General features: G+C 62.3%; 21 protein-coding genes. 3 read left to right on the top strand and 18 right to left on the bottom strand.

Annotated features, from left to right (window positions below):
• Window positions 1-123: 123 nt before the first annotated feature.
• Genes plsX through J3P90_RS07490 form a run of 3 tightly spaced genes read right to left on the bottom strand, consistent with a single transcriptional unit; the run spans window position 124 to window position 1862 of the window.
• Window positions 124-1134 (bottom strand): phosphate acyltransferase PlsX, encoded by a 1011-nt coding sequence (plsX, locus tag J3P90_RS07500; RefSeq protein ID WP_434676040.1) that lies wholly within the window; start codon window positions 1132-1134, stop codon window positions 124-126.
• Window positions 1135-1138: 4 nt separating this feature from the next.
• On the bottom strand, window positions 1139-1321 hold the full coding sequence (gene rpmF, locus J3P90_RS07495; protein ID WP_003179396.1) for a 50S ribosomal protein L32: 183 nt from the start codon (window positions 1319-1321) through the stop codon (window positions 1139-1141).
• Window positions 1322-1334: 13 nt separating this feature from the next.
• A complete protein-coding gene (locus J3P90_RS07490) occupies window positions 1335-1862 on the bottom strand; it encodes a YceD family protein (RefSeq protein WP_003204262.1) in 528 nt (175 codons plus the stop codon).
• Window positions 1863-1967: 105 nt separating this feature from the next.
• On the opposite strand from J3P90_RS07490, the gene J3P90_RS07485 reads away from it, so the two are divergent.
• Window positions 1968-2546 (top strand): Maf family protein, encoded by a 579-nt coding sequence (locus tag J3P90_RS07485; protein WP_420767182.1) that lies wholly within the window; start codon window positions 1968-1970, stop codon window positions 2544-2546.
• Window positions 2547-2588: 42 nt separating this feature from the next.
• Here the strand turns inward: J3P90_RS07485 and J3P90_RS07480 are convergent, their stop codons facing one another.
• Genes J3P90_RS07480 through rluC form a run of 3 tightly spaced genes read right to left on the bottom strand, consistent with a single transcriptional unit; the run spans window position 2589 to window position 5207 of the window.
• Window positions 2589-3578, bottom strand: a complete 990-nt coding sequence (locus J3P90_RS07480; protein ID WP_434676039.1) for a S49 family peptidase — start codon at window positions 3576-3578, stop codon at window positions 2589-2591.
• Window positions 3579-3598: 20 nt separating this feature from the next.
• Complete coding sequence (locus J3P90_RS07475; RefSeq protein WP_420767180.1) at window positions 3599-4261, bottom strand: HAD-IA family hydrolase; 663 nt, start codon at window positions 4259-4261, stop codon at window positions 3599-3601.
• On the bottom strand, window positions 4251-5207 hold the full coding sequence (gene rluC, locus J3P90_RS07470) for a 23S rRNA pseudouridine(955/2504/2580) synthase RluC (protein ID WP_434607114.1): 957 nt from the start codon (window positions 5205-5207) through the stop codon (window positions 4251-4253). Before rluC ends, J3P90_RS07475 begins: the two co-directional genes overlap by 11 nt.
• Before the next feature lie 699 nt (window positions 5208-5906).
• Here rluC and rne point away from each other — a divergent pair.
• Window positions 5907-9098 (top strand): ribonuclease E, encoded by a 3192-nt coding sequence (gene rne / locus J3P90_RS07465; RefSeq protein ID WP_434676038.1) that lies wholly within the window; start codon window positions 5907-5909, stop codon window positions 9096-9098.
• A gap of 1866 nt (window positions 9099-10964) precedes the next feature.
• On the opposite strand, the gene J3P90_RS07460 is transcribed toward rne, so the two are convergent.
• From J3P90_RS07460 to J3P90_RS07405, 12 genes are all read right to left on the bottom strand, one after another.
• Complete coding sequence (locus tag J3P90_RS07460; RefSeq protein WP_434676037.1) at window positions 10965-11555, bottom strand: nucleotidyltransferase family protein; 591 nt, start codon at window positions 11553-11555, stop codon at window positions 10965-10967.
• 20 nt (window positions 11556-11575) lie between these two features.
• On the bottom strand, window positions 11576-12547 hold the full coding sequence (locus J3P90_RS07455) for an XdhC family protein (RefSeq protein ID WP_434648553.1): 972 nt from the start codon (window positions 12545-12547) through the stop codon (window positions 11576-11578).
• Window positions 12547-14862 carry a molybdopterin cofactor-binding domain-containing protein gene (locus J3P90_RS07450; RefSeq protein ID WP_434676036.1) on the bottom strand — a complete coding sequence of 772 codons (2316 nt, stop codon included), beginning with the start codon at window positions 14860-14862 and terminating at the stop codon, window positions 12547-12549. Before J3P90_RS07450 ends, J3P90_RS07455 begins: the two co-directional genes overlap by 1 nt.
• A complete protein-coding gene (locus tag J3P90_RS07445) occupies window positions 14859-15329 on the bottom strand; it encodes a (2Fe-2S)-binding protein (RefSeq protein WP_420766995.1) in 471 nt (156 codons plus the stop codon). The genes J3P90_RS07450 and J3P90_RS07445 overlap by 4 nt, the downstream gene beginning before the upstream one ends.
• Window positions 15330-15596: 267 nt before the next feature.
• Window positions 15597-16616, bottom strand: a complete 1020-nt coding sequence (gene murB, locus J3P90_RS07440; protein ID WP_434676035.1) for a UDP-N-acetylmuramate dehydrogenase — start codon at window positions 16614-16616, stop codon at window positions 15597-15599.
• Entirely contained in the window at window positions 16613-17077 is a 465-nt protein-coding gene (locus J3P90_RS07435) for a low molecular weight protein-tyrosine-phosphatase (protein WP_434607127.1), read from the bottom strand. The genes murB and J3P90_RS07435 overlap by 4 nt, the downstream gene beginning before the upstream one ends.
• Window positions 17077-17841, bottom strand: coding sequence for a 3-deoxy-manno-octulosonate cytidylyltransferase (kdsB, locus tag J3P90_RS07430; RefSeq protein WP_420766893.1), 765 nt, complete (start codon window positions 17839-17841; stop codon window positions 17077-17079). The genes J3P90_RS07435 and kdsB overlap by 1 nt, the downstream gene beginning before the upstream one ends.
• Window positions 17838-18023 (bottom strand): Trm112 family protein, encoded by a 186-nt coding sequence (locus J3P90_RS07425; protein WP_003179363.1) that lies wholly within the window; start codon window positions 18021-18023, stop codon window positions 17838-17840. The genes kdsB and J3P90_RS07425 overlap by 4 nt, the downstream gene beginning before the upstream one ends.
• Before the next feature lie 22 nt (window positions 18024-18045).
• Window positions 18046-19056 (bottom strand): tetraacyldisaccharide 4'-kinase, encoded by a 1011-nt coding sequence (lpxK, locus tag J3P90_RS07420; protein WP_434607131.1) that lies wholly within the window; start codon window positions 19054-19056, stop codon window positions 18046-18048.
• A complete protein-coding gene (locus J3P90_RS07415; protein ID WP_434676034.1) occupies window positions 19056-19484 on the bottom strand; it encodes an ExbD/TolR family protein in 429 nt (142 codons plus the stop codon). Before J3P90_RS07415 ends, lpxK begins: the two co-directional genes overlap by 1 nt.
• The gene (locus tag J3P90_RS07410) at window positions 19481-20116 is read right to left on the bottom strand and encodes a MotA/TolQ/ExbB proton channel family protein (protein WP_420766996.1); all 636 of its coding nucleotides are present in this window, start codon (window positions 20114-20116) and stop codon (window positions 19481-19483) included. The genes J3P90_RS07415 and J3P90_RS07410 overlap by 4 nt, the downstream gene beginning before the upstream one ends.
• A 96-nt stretch (window positions 20117-20212) precedes the next feature.
• Window positions 20213-22459, bottom strand: coding sequence for a DNA internalization-related competence protein ComEC/Rec2 (locus J3P90_RS07405; RefSeq protein ID WP_434676033.1), 2247 nt, complete (start codon window positions 22457-22459; stop codon window positions 20213-20215).
• A gap of 145 nt (window positions 22460-22604) precedes the next feature.
• On the opposite strand from J3P90_RS07405, the gene J3P90_RS07400 reads away from it, so the two are divergent.
• Complete coding sequence (locus J3P90_RS07400; RefSeq protein ID WP_420766897.1) at window positions 22605-23120, top strand: DUF2062 domain-containing protein; 516 nt, start codon at window positions 22605-22607, stop codon at window positions 23118-23120.
• Window positions 23121-23177: the final 57 nt, after the last annotated feature.

The following is a 23177-nucleotide window of genomic DNA, read 5'->3' as shown; positions in this document are numbered from 1 at the left end:
GAAAACAAAGCCCCTAATGATCTTGTCGTCAAAAATTGACGCCCCTGGGGGCGCTAGGAAACTGACAGTTGGATGACGGCTTGAACCGACCGGTCACATTTAAGCATTGTCGGACGAAAACGCCTAAGTTAACAAATCCTCGAGGCGCCCATGAAGGCGTTCCGGCAGGTTTTCCTGGATCTCGATCACCGCCCGGTTGATGGCGCTTTGGAACCCCTGCACCCCGGCCGAACCATGGCTCTTGATCACGATACCTTGCAGCCCCAGGAAACTTGCACCGTTGTGCCGCGCCGGCGCCAGGTCCGCCTGCAACCGGCGCATCAACGGCAGCGCGAGCGCACCCACCACCCGCGAGGCCAAACTCTGCTTGAACAACGCCTCGATGCGCTGCCCGATCATGGCGGCCAATCCCTCGCTGGACTTGAGCAGAATATTGCCAACAAAGCCGTCACACACCACCACATCGGCCTCGCCGCGATACAAGCCATCGCCTTCGACGAATCCGATGTAATTGATGCCCGGTGCATTTTGTAACAAAGTCGCCGCCAGCTTGACCTGCTGGTTGCCCTTGATCTCTTCGGTGCCAATGTTCAGCAGCGCCACGCGAGGACGCGCAATGCCAAGGGTCTGCGCCGCAACCGAACCCATCACGGCGAATTGCAGCAGGTGCTCGGCGCTGCAATCGACGTTCGCGCCCAGATCAAGCAATTGGCAGAACCCGCGCTGGGTCGGGATCGCCGCCACCATTGCCGGACGATCGATGCCCGGCAACGTTTTGAGCACGTAGCGCGACAGCGCCATCAGCGCCCCGGTATTGCCTGCACTGACGCACGCCTGGACCTTGCCATCGCGCAACAACTCCAGGGCCACCCGCATCGACGCGTCAGGCTTGCCGCGCAGGGCCTGGGCTGGCTTTTCGTCCATGGCGATGACTTCGGACGCGGGCATGATCGACAGGCGCGCGCGATCCGCAGCCGATTGGCCGCCGAGCAGTTCTTCTAGAAGGGAGGGTTGACCGACGAGGGTCAGGTGCAGCGAGGGCGTGGCACGCAGGCAAGCAAGGCTGGCCTGGACAATGCTGCGGGGACCGAAGTCCCCGCCCATTGCGTCAATCGCGATGACTTGAGCGGACAAGTGATTACTCGTCAGCGCCCTTGTCGATCACTTTACGGCCACGGTATACGCCTTCTGGCGATACGTGGTGACGCAGGTGAACTTCACCAGTGGTTTTTTCTACAGACAGGGTGCTAGCCTCGAGAGCGTCGTGCGAACGGCGCATGTCACGGGCAGAGCGGGATTTTTTGTTCTGCTGAACAGCCATAATTGATTAACTCCTAAACGTTTGGGTCACGCTTTAACTGCGCCAATACACTGAACGGGTTGGACCGCGTTACCTCGTCCTCGCTCGGTTCGGGCTCATCTGCTCCCGCCGGCTGCTGGCATTCTTCCGGATGATGAGCAGGCACAATGGGCAAGGCGAGCAAAAGCTCCTCCTCGATCAGTGACTGCAGATCCAAAGGATCTTCGCCCAGTTCCAGCACGTCATAACCTTTCGGCAACGACTGGGTATTCGCACCCTCCTTCACCACCGCGTAACTGCATTCGCTGTGGATCGGCAGGGTGACCAGCTCAAGACAACGCTGGCAAACCATTTTGACTTCAGTGTCGATAAAGCTGTGGATTACCACAGATTTACGTTCATCTCGTTCAAAAACGAATTTGGCCTGGACCGTACCGACATCGTCGGAAAGCGGGTCGCAGAGTCTCTTCAAATCGGCCAGCAGCAGTTCACCTTGGAGGGTGGTGCCACGATCAGCCAATTTGCGCGGGTCAACGTGAGGTGGAATCGGGTCATTCAACATAGGCGCAGCATTATAGGGATGCACCGGGCCATGTCAAAGGAAATTCAGCCCTGTCCGTCACTTGCGTGCCTGGCTAGAATCCTTCCCTGCCCATCGGAGATAGCCATGCTGCCCTTATTACTCGCTTCAAGCTCGGTTTACCGCCGGGAACTGCTGGCCCGCCTGGGGCTGCCATTCGTCTGCAGTTCGCCGGACATCGACGAAAACCGTCACGCCGACGAACCTGCGGCCCAACTGGTAAAGCGCCTGGCCCGGGAGAAAGCCCTGGCACTCGCCGATAGCCACCCAGGCCACCTGATCATCGGCTCGGATCAGGTCGCCGTGCTCGGCGACCGCATTCTGGGCAAGCCTCATACATTCGAAAATGCCCGCGAGCAACTGATGGCCGCCAGCGGCGCCAGAGTGACATTCCTGACCGGCCTGGCCCTGCTTAACAGCCAGACCGGCAGATGCCAGGTCGACTGCGTACCCTTCACCGTGAATATGCGGGCATTGGATCAAGCTCGCGTAGAGCGCTATCTGCGCGCCGAGCAGCCGTACGACTGCGCCGGCAGCTTCAAGGCCGAGGGCCTGGGCGTGAGCCTGTTCCAGAGCACCGAAGGCCCGGACGCCACAAGCCTGATCGGCCTACCGCTGATTCGCCTTGTGGATATGTTGCTGGCTGAGGGCGTGCAGGTTCCCTGAAACCCTAGACAACCCATTTGTTGCGAGGGGCCCCGCCAGAGCCTAGCGCAACGCCGGCCCCTGGAAGCCCATCCACATCGCCAAGTACTCAGCGATGCTCGCCCCCAACTTCTTGGAGAAGCGATCGAACGGCGATTCTTCGATAGTGAAATCCACCAGGTCTTTCTGACCGATTACATCCCGAGCCACGGAGCTGGCACTGCCCAGGCCATCGATCAAGCCCAGCGGCAGGGCCTGCTCGCCAGACCAGACCAGCCCGGAAAAAAGCTCCGGATGCTCCTTGTCTTTCAAACGCTCGCCCCGACCCTTCTTGACGCTGGCGATGAATTGCTTGTGAGTGGTGTCCAGCACGCCTTGCCAGAATGCGGTTTCCTCCGGCTTTTGCGGCTGGAACGGATCAAGAAACGATTTATGCTCGCCTGAGGTGTAGACCCGCCGCTCCACGCCCAGCTTCTCCATGGTGCCGACAAACCCGTAGCCGGCCGCCGTTACACCAATGGAGCCTACCAGGCTGGCCTTGTCGGCGTAGATCTGGTCCGCCGCACTGGCGATGTAGTAGGCCCCGGACGCACCGAGATCGGCGATCACCGCGTAGACCTTGATGTCTGGATGCAACCCGCGCAACCGAACGATTTCGTCATAGACGTAACCCGACTGAACCGGGCTACCGCCCGGGCTGTTGATGCGCAACACCACACCCTTGACCTTTGGATCCTCGAACGCCGCCCGCAGGCTGCCGACAATATTGTCCGCGCTTGCAGGTTCCTTGTCGGCGATCATGCCTTCGATGTCGATCAGCGCCGTATAAGCCGAGCCGCTTACGGCCCCCTTCTCTATGCTCATCAGCGGCGTAAACAGCATTAGCGCGACAAAGAGATAGATGAACGTCAGCAGCTTGAAGAAAATCCCCCAGCGACGGGACCGGCGCTGCTCCTGGACGCTAGCCAGCAACGTCTTCTCCAGCAGCTTCCAGCTTTTATCGTCACCGCTCTCGGCGCTCGCCTTGGCCGGTGCCTTCCATTCATCCGTCATGCATGCATCTCCATCAGAACTTAATCGGCACGCTGGCTCAACCAAGCGTGCAATTGCGCAAAATGGTCGATCGCCAGGCACGGCTCGAAGGCCTTGAGCGCCTCGATCGTCTGCGCGCCATAGCTGACAGCCACCGACCCCATGCCTGCGTTACGGGCCATTTGCAGGTCGAACGATGAGTCGCCGACCATCAGCGCCTGGCCAGCGGACACATTGCAATGAGCCAGGATCTGCTCAAGCATCAGAGGATGTGGCTTGCTCGCCGTTTCATCCGCGGCACGAGTGATATCGAAATAATCTTCCCAACCATGCGCCTTCAATACCCGATCCAGCCCACGCCTGGCCTTGCCGGTCGCAACCGCCAGCCGATACCCCTCCTCCCGCAAGGCCCCGAGGGTTTGCACCACGCCGTCAAACAGCGGCGAAGGCTCGGCTTCCAGGGCAATGTAGTGATCGGCGTAGTGCTGGCGAAAAACGATCAGCTCTTGATCATCGATTTCCGGGTACAGGCTTCGAATCGCCTCCGGCAAGCCGAGACCGATGATGCCTTTTACCGCGAAATCATCCCGCCGGGGAAACCCCGTGCGATCCGACGCAACGTGCATCGCATCCACGATCCGACCGATGGAGTTCGCCAGAGTGCCATCCCAATCGAATATGAGCAGCTTGTAGTCAGGATGCACTCAACCGCTCCACGGTCTTGGCCCACATGTCATCCACGGGAGCCTGCAGCTTCAGCTCGCCGCCGTCAGGCAACGGCACCGTCAACATATAGGCATGGAGAAACAGGCGCTTGCCGCCCAAGTCACGGATTTCCTTGGTGAAATCGTCATCGCCGTATTTGCTGTCGCCGGCGATGCAGTGCCCGGCATGCAGGGTGTGCACGCGGATCTGGTGGGTACGCCCGGTGACCGGCTTGGCCTCGACCATGGTGGCAAAGTCGCCGAAGCGTCGAAGCACCTTGAATACGGTCAGCGCTTCCTTGCCTTCCTCGTTGACCTCCACCATGCGCTCGCCTGAACGCAGGTTACTCTTGAGCAACGGGGCGCGGACCTGCTTGACAGAGGTCTCCCAGCGGCCACGCACCAACGCCATGTAGCGCTTGTCGACGCCATCGCCGCGCAATTGCTCGTGCAGGTGGCGCAGCATGCTGCGCTTCTTTGCGATCATCAGCAGGCCGGAGGTGTCGCGGTCGAGACGATGGACCAACTCCAATTCCTTGGCGTCCGGACGCAACTGACGAAAGGCTTCGATCACACCGAAATTAAGGCCGCTGCCGCCATGGACCGCAATACCCGCAGGCTTGTTGACCACGATCAGGGTCTTGTCTTCGAAGACGATGGCAGCCTCCAGGCGTTGCAACAGGCCCTGGGCCAAAGGCACCGGCTCGTCACGTTCCGGCACGCGAACCGGTGGTACACGCACGACATCACCGGCCTGCAGCTTGTATTCGGGCTTGATCCGACCTTTGTTCACCCGCACTTCGCCTTTGCGCAAAATGCGATAGATCAAGGTCTTGGGCACACCTTTGAGCCGGGCAAGGAGAAAATTATCGATTCGTTGGCCGGCATATTCCGGCGAGACCTCGAGCAGTTGAACGCCAGGGGTCGAAGGGGCAGTAGTCGTCATGGCGGCGATCATAACAATTTTTTATGGAATTGAAGCACTTAATCATTGCTGCTATAGTCGCGAACGCCGCCAAAAGTGGCTGGACAGCGGACTAACGGTCAAAAACCGGCCCTGACCAACGCAATTCACGAGGACGAGAGGCCGTCCTACGGGGTTCTTGCTACGTAACGGCAGAGTTTGCAGGTGCAACGAGCGCAGGTGACATGAGGCCTGAAATACGCCGCAAAGCAGAGTTCTGACTCGCCTTGCGCGCCACATTCACGGCCAGTTCACAAAGTGCAGTCACCCGGGAACGACCCCGAGCGAGAGCTTCGGAAACAACGCCTAAATTAGCCATGATGCGTGACTTCCCCTTTCGGAGCTCACGGTAAATGCCAACCCGCTGCGGATTCTGCGCGCGGCAGCACCCGAACTATCAGGGATACGTGTAGGGTGGAGATGTACAACCGTCGGACTGTGTAGCACTAGGCTTATATTTAGACGCTTCATCTCGTCCACAGGCGCCGGTTGATTCCTCCTCCTGACTGAGTGCTTGAGTACCAGCAAGCAGGACGCGTCCGTCGCGACTTCGCCATCATTGGGTCGAACTCGCTGGACACTGGAATGGCCCCGCCATTTCCAGGACGCACCTGACACCGACCGTGAGAAGTCGTGTGTGCCGAACGCCGTTTCCGGCAGCCCGGAAACCGACGGTACTACATGAAAAGAATGCTGATTAACGCAACTCAACCCGAAGAGTTGCGTGTTGCACTGGTAGACGGCCAGCGCCTCTACGACCTGGATATCGAATCCGGTGCACGCGAGCAAAAGAAGGCCAATATCTATAAAGGCCGGATTACTCGCATCGAACCAAGCCTTGAGGCTGCCTTTGTCGATTTCGGCTCCGAGCGCCATGGCTTCCTGCCCCTCAAAGAAATCTCCCGCGAATACTTCAAGAAAGCCCCTGAAGGCCGCGTCAACATCAAGGACGTGCTGAGCGAAGGCCAGGAAGTCATCGTCCAGGTTGAAAAAGAAGAACGTGGCAACAAGGGCGCCGCCCTGACCACCTTCATCAGCCTCGCCGGCCGTTACCTGGTCCTGATGCCGAACAACCCACGCGCCGGCGGCATCTCCCGCCGCATCGAGGGCGAAGAGCGCAACGAACTGCGTGAAGCCCTCAACGGGCTGGTCGCCCCCGCCGACATGGGTCTGATCGTGCGCACTGCCGGCCTGGGCCGCAGCAGCGAAGAAATGCAGTGGGACCTCGACTACCTGCTGCAACTGTGGACCGCCATCAAAGAAGCATCGCTGGATCGCTCCGCGCCGTTCCTGATCTACCAGGAAAGCAACGTGATCATCCGCGCCATCCGCGATTACCTGCGCCAGGACATCGGCGAAGTATTGATCGACAGCGTCGAAGCCCAGGACGAAGCCCTGACCTTCATTCGCCAGGTGATGCCGCAGTACGCCAGCAAGATCAAGCTCTACGAAGACAGCGTTCCGCTGTTCAACCGCTTCCAGATCGAAAGCCAGATCGAGACCGCCTTCCAGCGCGTCGTCGAGCTGCCGTCCGGCGGTTCCATCGTCATCGATCCGACCGAAGCCCTGGTGTCCATCGACATCAACTCGGCGCGCGCCACCAAAGGCAGCGACATCGAAGAGACAGCCCTGCAGACCAACCTTGAAGCCGCCGAGGAAATCGCCCGTCAGTTGCGCCTGCGCGACATCGGCGGCCTGATCGTCATCGACTTCATCGACATGACCCCGGCCAAGAACCAGCGCGCCGTGGAAGAAAAAGTCCGTGAATGCCTGGAAGCCGATCGCGCCCGCGTACAGGTCGGCCGTATCTCGCGCTTCGGCCTGCTGGAAATGTCCCGTCAGCGCCTGCGTCCATCCCTGGGCGAAAGCAGCGGCATCGTTTGCCCACGCTGCAGCGGCACCGGCATCATTCGTGACGTTGAATCGCTGTCCCTGGCGATCCTGCGCCTGATCGAAGAAGAAGCCCTGAAGGACCGCACCGCCGAAGTTCGCGCCCAGGTGCCGATCCCGGTCGCTGCGTTCCTGCTCAACGAAAAACGCAACTCGATCACCAAGATCGAACTGCGCACCCGCGCCCGCATCGTGATCCTGCCGAACGATCATCTCGAGACGCCGCACTTCGAAGTGCAGCGCCTGCGTGATGACAGCCCGGAAGCCCACACCAACCAGTCCAGCTACGAAATCGCCGCTGCCGCTGCCGAAGTGGAAGACATCCAGCCGGCCGCCGCCACTCGCACCCTGGTTCGCCAGGAGGCAGCGGTCAAGACCGCTCCGGCCCGCGCCAACGCTCCGGTTCCGACCGAAGTGACCGCTCCGGTTGCCGCCCCGGCCGCCGCCCCGGAACCGAGCCTGTTCAAAGGCCTGGTGAAGTCGCTGGTCAGCCTGTTCGCCACCAAGGAAGAGCCGGCTGCCCCAACCGTCGTCGCCAAGCCCGCCGCTTCCGAGCGTCCGGCCCGCAACGAAGAACGCCGCAACGGTCGCCAGCAGACCCGCAACCGCAACGGTCGTCGCGACGAAGAGCGCAAGCCGCGCGAAGAACGTGCCCCGCGTGAAGAGCGTGCGCCACGTGAGCCGCGTGAAGAGCGCCAACCTCGCGAAGCCCGTGAGGAAGCGCCGGCCGTAGCCCGCGAAGAGCGCGCACCGCGTCCGCCGCGTGAAGAACGCCAACCGCGTGCGCCGCGTGAAGACCGCAAGCCTCGCGGCGAGCGTGAAGAACGCGTTCGCGAACTGCGAGAGCCATTGGATGCGGCCCCGGCCGTTGCCGCCGCCGTCGCTGAAGAGCGTCCGGCTCGCCAGCCTCGTGAAGAGCGCGCACCGCGTCCTCCACGCGAGGAACGCCAGCCACGCGCCGAGCAGGCAGCCGCCGCTGCCAGCGAAGAAGAAGTGCTGAACACCGAAGAGCAGTTGCAGGAAGACGGCCAGGACACCGCCGAAGGCGATCGTCCACGCCGCCGCTCCCGTGGCCAGCGTCGTCGCAGCAACCGTCGTGAGCGTCAGCGCGACGCCAATGGCAACGTGATCGAAGGTTCGGAAGAATCCGAATCCACCGAGAACGCCGAAACGCCAAGCGCTGCTGACCTGGCCGCTGGCCTGGCGGTCACTGCGGCAGTTGCCAGCAGCGCGATCAGCGCCCCGGCCGAAGCCCAGGCAAACGAGCAGGCTGAACGTGCCACCGCTGCGGTGGAAAACGCGCCGGTTGAAGCGCCTGTGGTCGAATCCTCTGCCCCGGTGGAAGCTACCGCTTCACCTGAAGTGGAACTCGCACCGGCATCCGAAGCCCAGCCTGAAGTTGAAGTCGCCGCCGAGCCTGCGCCGATCGTCGAAGCACCCGTTGTTGCTGCCGAGCCGGTTGTCGAAGCACCGATCGAGGAAAAGGCGCCAGAGCCTGCCCGCGAAGAGCAGACTGCGTTCAACTGGACCGCGGAGCCAGCCGCAACGGCCGCCGTTGTCGAGCCTGAGCCGACGCCAGAGCCCGTGAAAGCGGCCGAGCCAGAAGTGGTCGAACCTGCTCCAGTGGTCGAAGCGCCCGTGGTTGTCGAAGCACCTGCCCCGGTTGAAGAGCCTGCCCCTGTCAGCGCCTTGACTCCGAACGGTCGCGCTCCAAACGATCCGCGCGAAGTGCGTCGCCGCAAGCGTGAAGCCGAGCGTCTGCAGAAGGAAGCCGAACAAGCTGCCGCTGCCGCCGCCCAAGCCCCTGCTGCCGAGCCCGCTCCGGCCGTGGAAGAAGTCGCCGAGGCAGCTCCTGCCCCGGTCGCCGAAACCCCGGTTGAACCGGCTCCGACGTTTGACGAACCTCAGCACACCGCTGAAGAAGTCGCACCGCGTCACACTGAAGCGCTGGAAAAAGAGCACGAGCCTAAACCTCACGCTTAATCCCACCGCCCAGTAAAAAAGCCCCGCCTGGTGATGCCAGGCGGGGCTTTTTCATGCACGCAGATATACAAACACATCCTTGCTCGCGATGGCGCCGGCTCAGCTTGCAACCATGGTGAATGCTAGACCGCTATCGCGAGCAGGCTCGCTCCCACAGGGGATTCGGGCCGGCCTCAGGATTCATATCCACTGAAGATCCAATGTGGGAGCGGGCTTGCTCGCGATGGCGCCGGCTCAGCTTGCAACCATGGTGAATGCCAGACCGCTATCGCGAGCAGGCTCGCTCCCACAGGAGATTCGGGCCGGCCTCAGGATTCATATCCACTGAAGATCCAATGTGGGAGCGAGCCTGCTCGCGATGGCGCCGGCTCAGCTTGCAGCCATGGTGAATGCCAGACCGCTATCGCGAGCAGGCTCGCTCCCACAGGGGATTCGGGCCGGCCTCAGGATTCATATCCACTGAAGATCCAATGTGGGAGCGAGCCTGCTCGCGATGGCGCCGGCTCAGCTTGCAACCATGGTGGATGCCAGACCGCTATCGCGAGCAGGCTCGCTCCCACAGGGGATTCGGGCCGGCTTTAGGATTTATATCCACTGAAGATCCAATGTGGGAGCGGGCTTGCTCGCGATGGCGCCGGCTCAGCTTGCACCCATGGTGGATGCCAGACGGCTATCGCGAGCAGGCTCGCTCCCACAGGGGATTCGGGCCGGTTTCAGGATTTATATCCACTGAAGATCCAATGTGGGAGCGAGCCTGCTCGCGATGGCGCCGGCTCAGCTTGCAACCATGGTGGATGCCAGACCGCTATCGCGAGCAGGCTCGCTCCCACAGGGGATTCGGGCCGGCCTCAGGATTTCTATCCACTTAAGACCCAATGTGGGAGCGAGCCTGCTCGCGATGGCGGCGGCTCAGCTTGCAACCAGGGTGAATGCCAGACCGCTATCGCGAGCAGGCTCGCTCCCACAGGGGATTCGGGCCGGCCTCAGGATTTCTATCCACTTAAGACCCAATGTGGGAGCGAGCCTGCTCGCGATGGCGCCGCCTCAGCCTGCAACCATGGTGAATGCTAGACCGCTATCGCGAGCAGGCTCGCTCCCACAGGAGATTCGGGCCAGGCGCAGGATTTATATCCACTGAAGATCCAATGTGGGAGCGAGCTTGCTCGCGATGGCGGCGGCTCAGCTTGCAACCAGGGTGGATGCCAGACCGCTATCGCGAGCAGGCTCGCTCCCACAGGGGATTCGGGCCGGCCTCAGGATTTCTATCCACTTAAGACCCAATGTGGGAGCGAGCCTGCTCGCGATGGCGCCGGCTCAGCCTGCAACCATGGTGAATGCCAGACCGCTATCGCGAGCAGGCTCGCTCCCACAGGGGATTCGGGCCGGCCTCAGGATTTCTATCCACTTAAGACCCAATGTGGGAGCGAGCCTGCTCGCGATGGCGCCAGCTCAGCTTGCAACCATGGCGAATGCCAGACCGCTATCGCGAGCAGGCTCGCTCCCACAGGGGATTCGGGCCAGGCGCAGGACTTATATCCACTGAAGATCCAATGTGGGAGCGAGCTTGCTCGCGATGGCGCCGGCTCAGCTTGCATCCATGGTGGATGCCAGACGGCTATCGCGAGCAGGCTCGCTTCCACAGGGGATTCGGGCCGGCTTCAGGATTTATACCCACTGAAGATCCAATGTGGGAGCGAGCTTGCTCGCGATGGCGCCGGCTCAGCTTGCAACCAGGGTGAATGCCAGACCGCTAGCGCGAGCAGGCTCGCTCCCACAGGGGATTCGGGCCAGGCGCAGGATTTCTATCCCCTAAAGCTCTCACACGGGATGTGCAGCCGATACCGGTCATGGTCCATCGTCGATGGTTTATTTGAAGGCCAGCGCATCTGGCACATCGACATCCCAGGTTACGCCAGGGTCGTCCACCGGAACCTCAAGCACTTGCGCTCCGGTAAACAGCGCCTTGGCACCAAAATCCCCGGTCAGTGCCATCAGTTTCGGCCCGAGCCCACGACCAAATCCCACCGGGTGTCCGTACTCGCCGGTGAGGACCGGCACGCTGATGCCCTCCTCGCTAATTACCGCGGCCACTTGCTCGATGCTCGACGACAGGATGAAAGGCATATCGCCCAGCATAATCAGCCAGCCATCGGCATCCGGGCAGGCCTGGACACCCGCGGCAATGCTATCCCCCAGGCCGGGGGAGTTCAGTTCCACAATATCGCAGCCATAGGCCTGGGCCATGCGAATGGCTTGCGGCCGGTCGTTGTTCACCACCAGAACGCGCCGTTCCAAGGATGCCGGCAGGTTGACCAACACATGCTCGATTACCGATCTGACGGCGCCGTCACGCCCCGTGCAGTCGGCCAGCAACTTATCCTTGTCCGCGCCGGCTACCTGACGAAAGCGACTGCCCGATCCCGCCGCCAGGATGATCACGCCAATCGACTTTTCCATACGCCCTCCTCGTCCACGGCCTACAACGTTTTTTTCTGCCGCAGTTCCACGCCATTTTTGATGGCCACGATTTCAGCCAACAGCGACAAAGCGATCTCCGCCGGCGTGTGGCTGCCAATGTGCAGGCCGATTGGTCCATGCAAGCGTCCGATCGCCTCTGCGGACAAGCCTAGCTGAGCCAGGTTATCTCGGCGCTTCTGGCTGTTGACCCGCGAGCCCAGAGCGCCGACGTAAAAGGCCTTGGAATCCAGGGCGGTGAGCAGTGCCATGTCGTCCAGGCGCGGATCATGGGTCAGGGCCACGATCGCCGTGCGTTCGTCGGTCTGGATGTCCAGAACCGCTTCGTCGGGCATGCCGGTAACGAAGCGGCCATGCTGTTCTTCCCAACCGTAGACAAACTCCTTGCGCGGATCGCAGATCAGCACCTCGAAATCCAGCAATCGGGCCATTTCCGCCACGTAACGGGACAGTTGCCCAGCACCGATCAGCAGCAACCGCCAACGCGGGCCATAAATGGCTCGCAGCAGCTGCCCGTCGAACACCAGGGCGTCGGTTTTGCTCGCCGGCGCCAGAGTCACATTGCCACTGGCGATCGTCAGCTCCCGGGCGACGATTTCATGGGCCTCGCATCGCTCAAGCAATTCGGCGACCCAGGCAGGATCGCCGACCCGCTCTTCGGTCAGGCGCAACGTACCGCCACACGGCAGGCCGAAGCGCGCTGCCTCTTCGCGGGTGACGCCGTAGGTGATGAGTTGCACCGGCGGACCGTCCTCGGGAATACGGCCGTCGTGCAGCCGGGCGATCAGGTCATCCTCGACACAACCGCCCGATACCGAACCGATCACCACGCCGTCCTCGCGCAGGGCCAACATGGCCCCCGGAGGTCTGGGCGCGGTGCCCCAGGTCTGAACCACGGTGAACAACACCACCCGCTGCCCAGCGCGGCGCCATTCCAGGACGCTGCGCAATACGTTCAGGTCAACGCTGTCCATCAGGCTTTGGCCTGTTGCCAGCCTTGCAGCTGATAACGCACGGGCAGATTGCGGATACGCTTGCCAGTGGCAGCGAAGATCGCGTTGCACAAGGCCGGCGCAATGGGCGGCACGCCCGGTTCGCCAACACCGCCCAACGGTACCTCGCCCGGCGGAGTGATCAGATGCACCGCCACTTCCTTGGGCGCCAGGGACATTCGCGCCACTTCGTACATATGGAAATTGTCCTGCTGCACCTTGCCATCCTTGAAGCTGATCTCGCCGACCATCGCATTGCCCAGACCCATGACGCAGGCACCTTCGAACTGCGAGCGGATGCGCTCAGGGTTGATCTGCGGACCGCAGTCCACGGCGATGTCCGCCTTGTGCACGATCACCGTGCCGTCGTCCTTGACCTCGACTTCGATCGCCGCTGCCACATAAGTGACGAAGCTGTAGTGCACCGCCAATCCCAATCCCCGCCCCTTGGGTAGCTCACGTCCCCAACCGGCGGCCTTCGCGGCGGTTTCCAGCACGGTACGGATCCGCGCCGTGTCGATGGGATAACGCTCGGGGGATTCGCCGTAGTTCCAACCGTCATTCAGGGAATTCGGATCGATCTTGCGGTCCGGACCCAGCAACTTGAGGTGGTATTTCAGCGGATCCTGGCCGGCCTTGTGGGCCAGTTCGTCAATGAAACTCTGGATCGCGAAGCCATGGGGAATGTTCGAGACCGAGCGATACCAGCCAACCCGGGTATGGGCCACCGCCTCGGGGTTTTCCAGGCGCATGTTGGGAATGGCGTAGGCCATGTTCGTCACGCCCATGCCCACTTCGAATGGTGCTTCATGGGTCATGCCGGGCGCGAACAGCGCGGTGATGGTCGGGGCCACGGTGCGGTGCAGCCAAGCGGAGGGCATGCCGTTCTTGTCCAGGCCGGCCTTCAGGTATTCAGCCGATACCGTATGGAAATACGAGTGATGGATATCGTCCTCGCGGGTCCATTGCACCCGTACGGCCTGGCCGGGAAATTCCTTGGCGAGGACAGCCGCTTCGACGACGAAGTCGGGTTTCGACTTGCGTCCGAAACCGCCGCCCAGCAGCGTGATGTTCACCGTGACCTTTTCGAAAGGAATGCCCAGGCGCTCGGCCACGCGTTCACGGGTCACCTGCGGTGCCTGGCTGGGTGCCCAGGCCTCGCATTGACCGTCCTTGAACCGGGCGACGGCCACCATCGGTTCCATGGGCGACTGGGACAGGTGCGGCAGGTAATACGACGCGTCAAGAGTTGAATCAGCCTGGGTCAGCGCACCGTCGAGATCGCCGGTGCTGCGCAGGACTTTTCCGGGCTTGAGGGCGGCCGCTTCCAGTTCCTTGCGGTAGGCAATGGAGTCATAACCAGCGTTCGGGCCATCGTCCCACTGGATCTTCAGTGCATCGCGGCCCTTGATCGCCGCCCAAGTGTTCTTCGCCACCACGGCGACGCCGCCCAGGGGTTGGAACTCGGAAGGCAACGGGCGCCCTTCGATCTGCAGCACTTTGACCACACCAGGTACTTTCAGCGCTGCGCTGCTATCCACGGACTTGACCTTGCCGCCATAGACCGGCGGACGGGCCACGACGGCGTAGAGCATTCCGTCGAAATGCACATCGGCGCCAAAGACCGCACGACCGTTGACGATGTCTGCGCCATCGATGGCGCGGCTCGCTTGCTTGCCGATGTAGCGGAACTCCGAGGGCTGCTTGAGGCGTAGGCTGTCGCGAGCCGGTACCGGCAAGGCACTGGCGGCGGCAGCCAGCTCGCCATAACCCAACTCGCGCCCTGAAGGTTCATGCACCACTTTGTGCAGCTGTGCACGGCATTCTTGCGCCGGCACCTTCCACTGCGCAGCGGCGGCGAGTTCGAGCATGGTCCGGGCCGCGGCACCGCAACGACGCATCGGCTCGTACCAGTGACGCATGCTGCGTGAACCGTCGGTGTCCTGGTTGCCGAAACGCGCCTCGTCCGCCGGCGCCTGCTGGACCTTGACGAGTGCCCAGTCGGCATCCAGTTCGTCGGCCACTACCATGCTCAGGCTGGTACGCACGCCCTGGCCCATTTCCGAACGGTTGCAGATCACTGTCACGCTGCCGTCGGCGGCGATACTGACGTACACCTTCGGATCATCGACCGCGCCATGGGGCATGCCCTCGGCGCCGAACTTCTTCTCTTCGGCAAAGGCATCCGGCAGGCCCCAAGTGGCGGCCAGGACCAGCGCGCCGGTGGCGCTGGCGCCCTTGAGAAATCCACGACGGCTGAGGTTGCTCAGCGCGAAATCAGCGGGCAAGCGGCTCATGCCTTGGCCTCCTTCAAGTGAGTGGAAGCCTGGCGGATCGCGGTCTTGATCCGGTTATACGTACCGCAGCGGCAGATGTTGCCAGCCATGGCTTCTTCGATCTGCTCGTCGCTGGGGTTGGGGTTGGTCTTGAGCAACGCCGTGGCGGACATGATTTGCCCGCCCTGGCAATAGCCGCATTGGGCGACGGCGGTATCCAGCCAGGCCTTCTGCACGACCTGCCCGACCGGATCGACGTGAAGCGCGTCGATGGTGCTGATGTTCTGGCCTTTCACTGAGCCGATCGGCGTGATGCAACTGCGCGCCGGGGCGCCGTCGATGTGGATGGTGCAGGCGCCGCACAGGCCCATGCCGCAGCCGAACTTGGTGCCGTTATAGCCGGCCACGTCTCGGATCGCCCATAGCAGAGGCATGTCCTCGGTCACATCCAGTGAGTGATCTTTTCCATTGAGTTTCAGGGTAATCATGGGCACGCCCGCATCGTTATCGAGTTATGAGGGTCGAGCCATCTGCCGTTGGGTTATCGGTTCGGTATCGCAGATTGGCTCAGGCTAATCGGGCTCTTCGTTGCGCATACGCAAGCAAGCGTCTGCACCGGGCCTTGGGACGCGAATGCTCGCATCATCAGCCAGTTAAATTAACCCAGGAACACGCAAAACGCCCTGCACAATCCTGCACAAATCACATTGTGCGGGCGGTGCAGGGCGTTTTTCCTGACGCGATTGCGAGGGCTATCAATACCGATTAGGTTCCATTTCCAGCTCGACCTGGAAACGCTCGGCGATGTCTTTCTGAATCCGTCGAGCCAGATCCAGCAGCTCCAGCCCCGTGGCATTGCCATAGTTGACCAACACCAGCGCCTGCAACTTATGCACTCCGGCGTCGCCTTCGCGGAACCCTTTCCAACCGGCCCGCTCGATCAGCCAGCCGGCGGCGATTTTCATCTGCCCACCAGCCTGTGGATAAGCCACCAGGTCGGGGTATTGCGCCTTGAGATGCGCCATGTGAGCGGCCGGCACCAATGGATTCTTGAAAAAACTCCCGGCGTTGCCGAGTACGGCGGGGTCTGGGAGTTTCTCGCTGCGGATGCTGCAGATCGCCCGGCTGACATCGGCAGGCGTCGCCTGGTCGATGCCTTGTTCGGTCAAGCGCTGGCGCACCGGGCCGTATTCCAGGTGCAAATGCGCGATACGGCTGAGGGCAAAGCGCACCCGCAGGATCAACCAGCGGTCCGGCTGCTGCTTGAACAGGCTGTCGCGGTAGGCGAAGGCGCATTCGTCGACGGTGAAATCGCGCAGCTCGCCGGTGTAGCGATCCAACGCGGTGAGGCCGGCGAAAACATCCTTTATTTCCACACCGTAGGCACCGATGTTCTGCATCGGCGCCGCCCCCACCGTACCGGGAATCAGGCTGAGGTTCTCCAGGCCCGACCAACCTTGCGCCAGCGTGTGCTGGACAAACGGATGCCACGGCTCCCCGGCCTCGGCCTCGATCACCACCCGCTCGCCGTCATCGACGAGCAAGCGAATCCCCCGGCTGGCCATGCGTAACACGAGCGCGTTGATGTCGCCGGTCAGCAACAGGTTGCTGCCGCCGCCAATGACCAGCAGCGGCACGTCGTGGCCGGCGGCATAGGCCAAGGCTTCCCGAACATCCGTATCGCTGTGGGCTTCGGCGAACAGCCGGGCGCCGACATCCACGCCGAAGCTGTTGTACGGCTTGAGGCTGACGCCCGTCTGGACTTGCAAGGTCATAACCGCCCCTTCAATTCGATCACCAGACGATCCGTGGCGCGCTCGATCAGATCCAGCACCTGCTCGAAACCTTGCTCACCGTCGTAGTAAGGGTCAGGCACTTCATCGAGTTCGGCTTCGTAGCGACGCAGGAAAAGGTCCAGCTCTGCTCGGGCATTGGCCGGTTGCAAGACCTTGAGGTTGCGCAGGTTGCTGCTGTCCATCGCCAGGATCAGGTCATAGGTGGCGAAATCGGCGCGGGTCACCTGCCGGGCTCGCTGGGCCGATAAATCGTAGCCGCGACGCAGGGCCGCGGCCATGCTGCGTTTGTCCGGCGCTTTACCGACATGCCAGTCGCCGGTGCCGGCGGAAGCGACTTCCACCTGCTCTTGCAGCCCGGCTTCGCGCAATTTGTGGCGCAAGATACCTTCGGCTGTGGGCGACCGGCAGATATTGCCAAGACAGACGAACAGAACCCGCATCAAGCCTCCAGCAGGCGACGAACGCGCTCAAGGTCTTCGGGGGTATCCACCCCGGTCGGAGGCGCGATCAAGGCATCGGCGACGTGGATCCGCACGCCATGCCACAATGCGCGCAGTTGCTCCAGGGCCTCAGTATTTTCCAGCCAGCACGGCCCCCACGCGACGAAGTCCTGGAGGAAACCGGCGCGGTAGGCATAGATGCCGATATGGCGGCGGTACGGCACACCGTCGGGCAGCACGTCGCGGCTCTGCGCGAAGGCCTCCCGGGCCCAGGGCAAGGTGGCGCGACTGAAAGTGAGCGCGAGGCCGTTGAGGTCGCTGACCACCTTGACCACATTGGGGTTGAACAGCGTCGGCACGTCCTCGATCGGCTCGGCCAGGGTGGCCATGCGCGCCTCGGGATGGGCCGCCAGGTTCGCGGCCACCTGGTCGATGACACTTGGCGGTATCAATGGCTCGTCGCCCTGCACGTTGACGACGATGGCATCGGGCGCCAGCCCGAGCTTCGCGGCCACTTCCGCCAGGCGATCAGTACCAGAGTTGTGGTCCTCGCGCGTCATCACCACCTCGGCGCCAAAGCCCTCGCACGCCTCAACGATGCGCGCATCGTCCGTCGCGACCACTACGCGTTGGGCGCTGCTCTTGCTGGCCTGTTCCCAGACATGCTGGATCATCGGCTTGCCGGCGATCAACAACAACGGCTTGCCAGGCAGGCGCGTCGAGGCGAAGCGCGACGGAATGACGACGGTAAAGGCTGTGGTCATTTATCCAGGCGCTCATCGGTGGTCAGGGTGCGGGCTTCGCTCTCGAGCATCACCGGGATGCCGTCGCGAATCGGATAGGCCAGGCCGGCGCCCTTGCTGATCAGCTCGGTCTTGTCGGCGCTGAGCTTGAGCGGGCCTTTGCAGACCGGGCAAGCCAGGATATCGAGCAGTTTGGTGTCCATGAAAAATCCCCTGGAAAAACGTTTAAGGCAAGAGCCGATCCGGCAACAGGCGCATCAGCTGCGTATCGAACCAGGCCGCGAAGGCCGGCGAAGGTGCTGCGTCCACCGCCAGGTACCACCAGTCGGGCGCGGCGAAGGCACGGCACTTGACCGCGTCCTTTTCCGTCATGACCACCGGCAGGGACGGCGTAAAATTCAACGCCTGGGCACTGTATTCGGCATGATCGGCAAACCCGTGCGGTATTGGCCGCCAGTGTAGCGTTTCAAGGGTCGTGAAGAAACGCTGCGGATTGCCGATGCCGGCCACGGCGTGCAGGGCCTGGCCGGGTGGAAAATGATCGAGGGAGCGCCGTTCGCCGCTGGCCAGGTTGACCAGCAGGGTGGGTTGGAGCTGGAAGGCGAAGCCGTCCTCGCGATCAGCGCTGGCGCCGTTGAACAGTACGGCGTCGACCGATTGCAGGCGCTCGACCGGCTCGCGCAGCGGACCGGCAGGCAGGCAACGCCGGTTGCCCAGGCCCCGGGCATTGTCGATCAATACCAGTTCAAGGTCCCGCGCCAGGCGATAATGCTGCATGCCATCGTCGGACAGGATCAGATCCAGCGGCTCGCTTTCCAACAAAGCCCGGACAGCGCGGCTGCGATCGGGATCGATCATCAATGGCACGCCGGTGCGCTGGACGATCAGCAGCGGCTCGTCGCCCGCGATGTCGGCGCCCTGGTCCGCCGCGACCCGCCAGGGCAATTGCGGCGGCTTGGCGCCGTAGCCCCGGCTGACTACGCCGACCCGCAGGCCACTGCGCCGGCAATGTTCGATCATCCACAGAATCAGCGGCGTCTTGCCAGTGCCGCCAACGGTGATATTACCAACCACGATCAGCGGCACGGGCGGCTGGTAAACCTCACCCTCGCCTGCCAGGAAACGCTCGCGTTTGCCGACCACGACGCGTCGGTACAGCCATTCAAGTGGCCGCAGTAGCGCGAGGGCGGGATGCCCTTCATACCAGGCGGCAAGCAATCGATCGGACATGGCCATCAGGGTGCGGGCGCCGCCTCGACGGTGGTCATGCGCAGATGGCTGAAGCCGAGCTTGCCGGCGGCGTCCATGGCGGTGATGACCGATTGATGAGGCGTCTTTCCGTCGGCGCTGATGGAGAGCGGCAGGCTGGTATCGCCGCCGGACTCCCTCTGCAGGGCCTCGATCAGGCTCGCCAGGTCACTTTTGGGCAACAGATTGTTGTTGACCGAGAACGTCCCTTCGACGCTGATGGTGACCTCCAGGTTCTTCAGTTGCTGGTCTTCGGCCGGCGAGCCACTGACGGCCTGCGGCAATTCGACCTTGAGCTGGGTCTCCCGGGTAAACGTGGTGGTCACGACGAAAAACAGCAGCAGGATGAATACCACGTCGATCAGCGACGCGAGATTGATCTCGATGGTTTCCCGTGGTTTGCGGCGGAATTTCACTTCTTGCCCCCGGCCAGGTCCACATCCCGGTCGCCCTGCACCACCTCGACCAACTTAATGGCTTCCTGCTCCATGCCCACCACCAACTCATCGACGCGACGTTGCAGGAAACGATGGAAAAATACCGAGGGGATTCCCACCATCAAACCGGCTGCGGTGGTGATCAACGCCTTGGAAATGCCACCGGCCAGCACCGATGCATTGGTTGTCATGCCGGTCCCGGTAAATGCACTGAAAATATCGATCATGCCCAGCACCGTGCCCAGCAATCCCAGCAACGGGGCCATGGCGGCAATGGTTCCCAAGGCATTGAGGTAGCGCTCCAGCTCATGGATGACCCGGGCAGCCGCCTCTTCGATGCACTCCTTCATGATCTCGCGGCCATGCTTGGAGTTCGCCAGGCCCGCCGCAAGGATTTCGCCCAGCGGCGAACTGGCACGCAACTCCTTGAGCTTGTCCTTGTTCAGCTGCTTGTCCTTGATCCAGACCCAGACCTGCCCGAGCAGATGCTCCGGGGTCACGCGGCTGACCCGCAGGGTCCACAGGCGTTCGGCAACGATTCCCAATGCCGCGATGGAACTCAGAATGATCGGCAACATCATCCAGCCGCCGGATTTGACCAATTCCCACACAGTGACTGCCCCCTCGAAAAAGTGCGCCACTTTATCATACAGACGCGCGGTGCAGACCCGTGCCGCCGACAACACGACCATGACTGACGAGCTGGGTCAATGTTCTGTCCAAGCCCCCGCGGCCAGCCGGTCACGCCAGTAACGCCGAACACCTGCCTGGGTGCGCGCCGGCGCGAAGGCGCCCAGTTGCAGACGAATGGCGCCCTGCTCGGCGCTGTCGAAAATCGACAGGCCCAACCTCCTGTATCGCTCGATCACCCAGGGGTGCGGATGGCCGAACGCGTTGCTCCGCCCCCTGGATATCAACACCGAATGAGGTTTGAGCCGCGCCAGCAGCGCCATCGACGATGAGCTGCGGCTGCCATGGTGCGGTGCCGCCAGCCATTGGATCGGTCCCGCCAAGGGACCTTCGAGCAAGGCGCGCTCGGCGTGGGTATCGATGTCGCCGGTCAACAGCAGTCGCTCCTCGCCCGCCATGACCACTAAGACACAGGATTTCTGATTGCTTTCGACAGCTGAATCCCAGCGCCAGAGCTCGAACCTGACCCCGTCCCATGCCCAGCTCTCGCCGCTATCGCATGAACCCGCCTGCAAATCCCCGGGCAGCGCTTGCGGATCACCGCTGATGACCCGAGTCGTTGGCAATCGGTTGCGCACGGCCTGGGCTCCGCCGGCGTGATCGGCATCGGCGTGGCTAAGCAACAGAAGGTCGATCTTTTCCACACCAAGCTTGTGCAAGGTCGGCACGACCACGCGCTCGCCTGAATCCGCCTCGCCAAAGCGCGGCCCTGCGTCGTAGAGCAAGGTATGCCGATGGGTGCGCACCAGGATCGCCAACCCCTGGCCGACGTCCAATTGCCAGACTTCCGCTTGGCCCGGAGGCACTTCTTCCCTGGGAGGAAAAACCATCAGCAACAACATCGGCCATCCGAGGAGGCGTAGGGGCACGCCCTCGGGCAGCAACAACAGCAGAGCACCGGTCGCTGCAATGCACCACGCCCACAGCGGTATGGCGAGAGGCACCCAGGCCGGCACCTGCCCGGCAGCCAAGCCGAGCCCATTGAACAGCAGATCGAGCAGCCCGCCGGCGATCCAGAGCAGGCTTTCACCGACGAAGGGGATCGGCAGCAACGCCGTGCCAAGCAGTGCCGAGGGCAACACCAACAGGCTGATCCAGGGCACCGCCAGCAGGTTGATCAAAGGACCGCTGAGGCTGACCGGCAGTCCCAGGATCAATAACAGCGGGCACAGCCCCAGGGCAATGAACCACTGGGCGCGGGTCCACGTCTGCCACCAGCGCCACGGCCCCAGGCGACCGCCTACAGTGAACATCAATATCGCCACCGCAGCGAACGACAACCAGAAGCCTGGCCGCAGGCTGGCCAGCGGATCTAGCACCAGCACCCCGACGAACGCCGCCATCCAGGCCCACCAGGGTTGAGCCTGGCGGAAACGCAAGCGCCACAACAGCACCAGGCCAATCATTGCGCAGGCCCGTCGCACCGGCACATCGAACCCGGCGAGCAGGCCGTACCCCAGGGCCGCGGCAAATGCCAGGGCGCACGCCCAGGGCAACCACGGCAAACGCGCCGGCCAGACGCCATAACGCGCCGCCCCCGCCACCAGCAGATAGACCAGGCCGGCAAGCAGGCCAATATGCTGCCCGGAAATCACCAGCAGATGGACGGTGCCGGTGTCTTGCAGCACCCGCCATTCTTCGCGGCTCAACCCGGCGCCGTCGCCGAGGATCAACGCCAGCAGCGCACCGGAACGGCCCTGGGCATCGACCTTTGCCAGTGCCTGGCGCACCCCATCGCGCCAGGCGCCCTTGGCCGGTTGTAGCAGCGAACCATCCTTGACGGTGCCGGTCGCACCGATCCCCCTGCTCAACAGCCAGGCCTCATAGTCGAAGCCATGGGGATTGAGCAACCCCGCGGGTCGCTTGAGTTTCACCGCCAGGCGCCACGTCTCTCCACTACTGACCAGCGGCCCGCCATACCAGGCCAGGCGCATCGACGCCGGCAAACGCGTACGCCGGGAATGCGCATCGGCGAGCTCGAAACGCACGACGCCATCACCCTGTTGCGGCAAACCGACGACCCGCCCCTCGACCCAGCGAGTCTCACCCTCCAGCGCGACGGACAACCGATCGTCCAATGCGAGCTGTGCGCAAAAACAGGCCCAGGCCAGCCCGATGAAGAACAAGCCTGCCCAGTACGTACGCGTCGGCAACACCAACAATGCCGCCACAGTCATGGCTGCAATCAACCAGGACGGCGGCAAGGCCGGTAGAAAAATCGGGGCCAGCAGCCCCAGTGCAAGCGCGACCATTGCCGTGCGCATAAGCCCATCCTTGAGAGTTCCCTCTCCAGGCTTAGACGCTCAATGGCACCCTGCGCGTTATCAATTGTCACAAAGTCTGAATCTGTCAGTCGTAGAATCCGGACATACTTGCGGCCTGACTGCTGTGATCCGACCGAGAAGCCTTATGCCCCGGCGCCTATTCAAACGTTACATGCCTGACCCAGCGAGCATTCGGGAACACAAATCCTTACGCTTTCTCGGTACGCTGCTGCACGACCCCAACCTTTGGCACCTCAATCGCCATTCGGTCGCCCGGGCGATGGCCGTCGGCCTGTTCGCCGCTTTCTTGCCCATTCCCCTGCAAATGCTGCTGGCCGCGGCGCTGGCCATCACGGTTCGCGGCAACATTCCGATTGCCGTGAGCCTGGTCTGGCTGACCAACCCCATCACCATGCCGGCGGTGTTCTTCTGCACTTATCAAACCGGCGCCTGGCTGATGGATGTGCCAGCCCGGACGTTGCCGGACGAATTGACCTGGGAGTGGATCACCCACCAGCTGGCGACGTTGTGGCAGCCGTTTCTGTTGGGTTCGGTGGTGACTGGGTTGGTACTTGGGGCGCTGGCATACTTCGTGACGATGGCGTACTGGCGCTGGTGGGTTACCAGACAATGGAGGCGGCGCAAGCGGAGTCGGATGTGATGATTTTGGGGTGCATGTATTCACGCACCCCAAAAAAAACGAAGAACCCAAGACAAT

Source organism: Pseudomonas sp. D3-10 (assembly GCF_051132175.1).
Classification (GTDB): domain Bacteria; phylum Pseudomonadota; class Gammaproteobacteria; order Pseudomonadales; family Pseudomonadaceae; genus Aquipseudomonas.
This window is presented reverse-complemented; position numbering and strand designations above follow the sequence as displayed.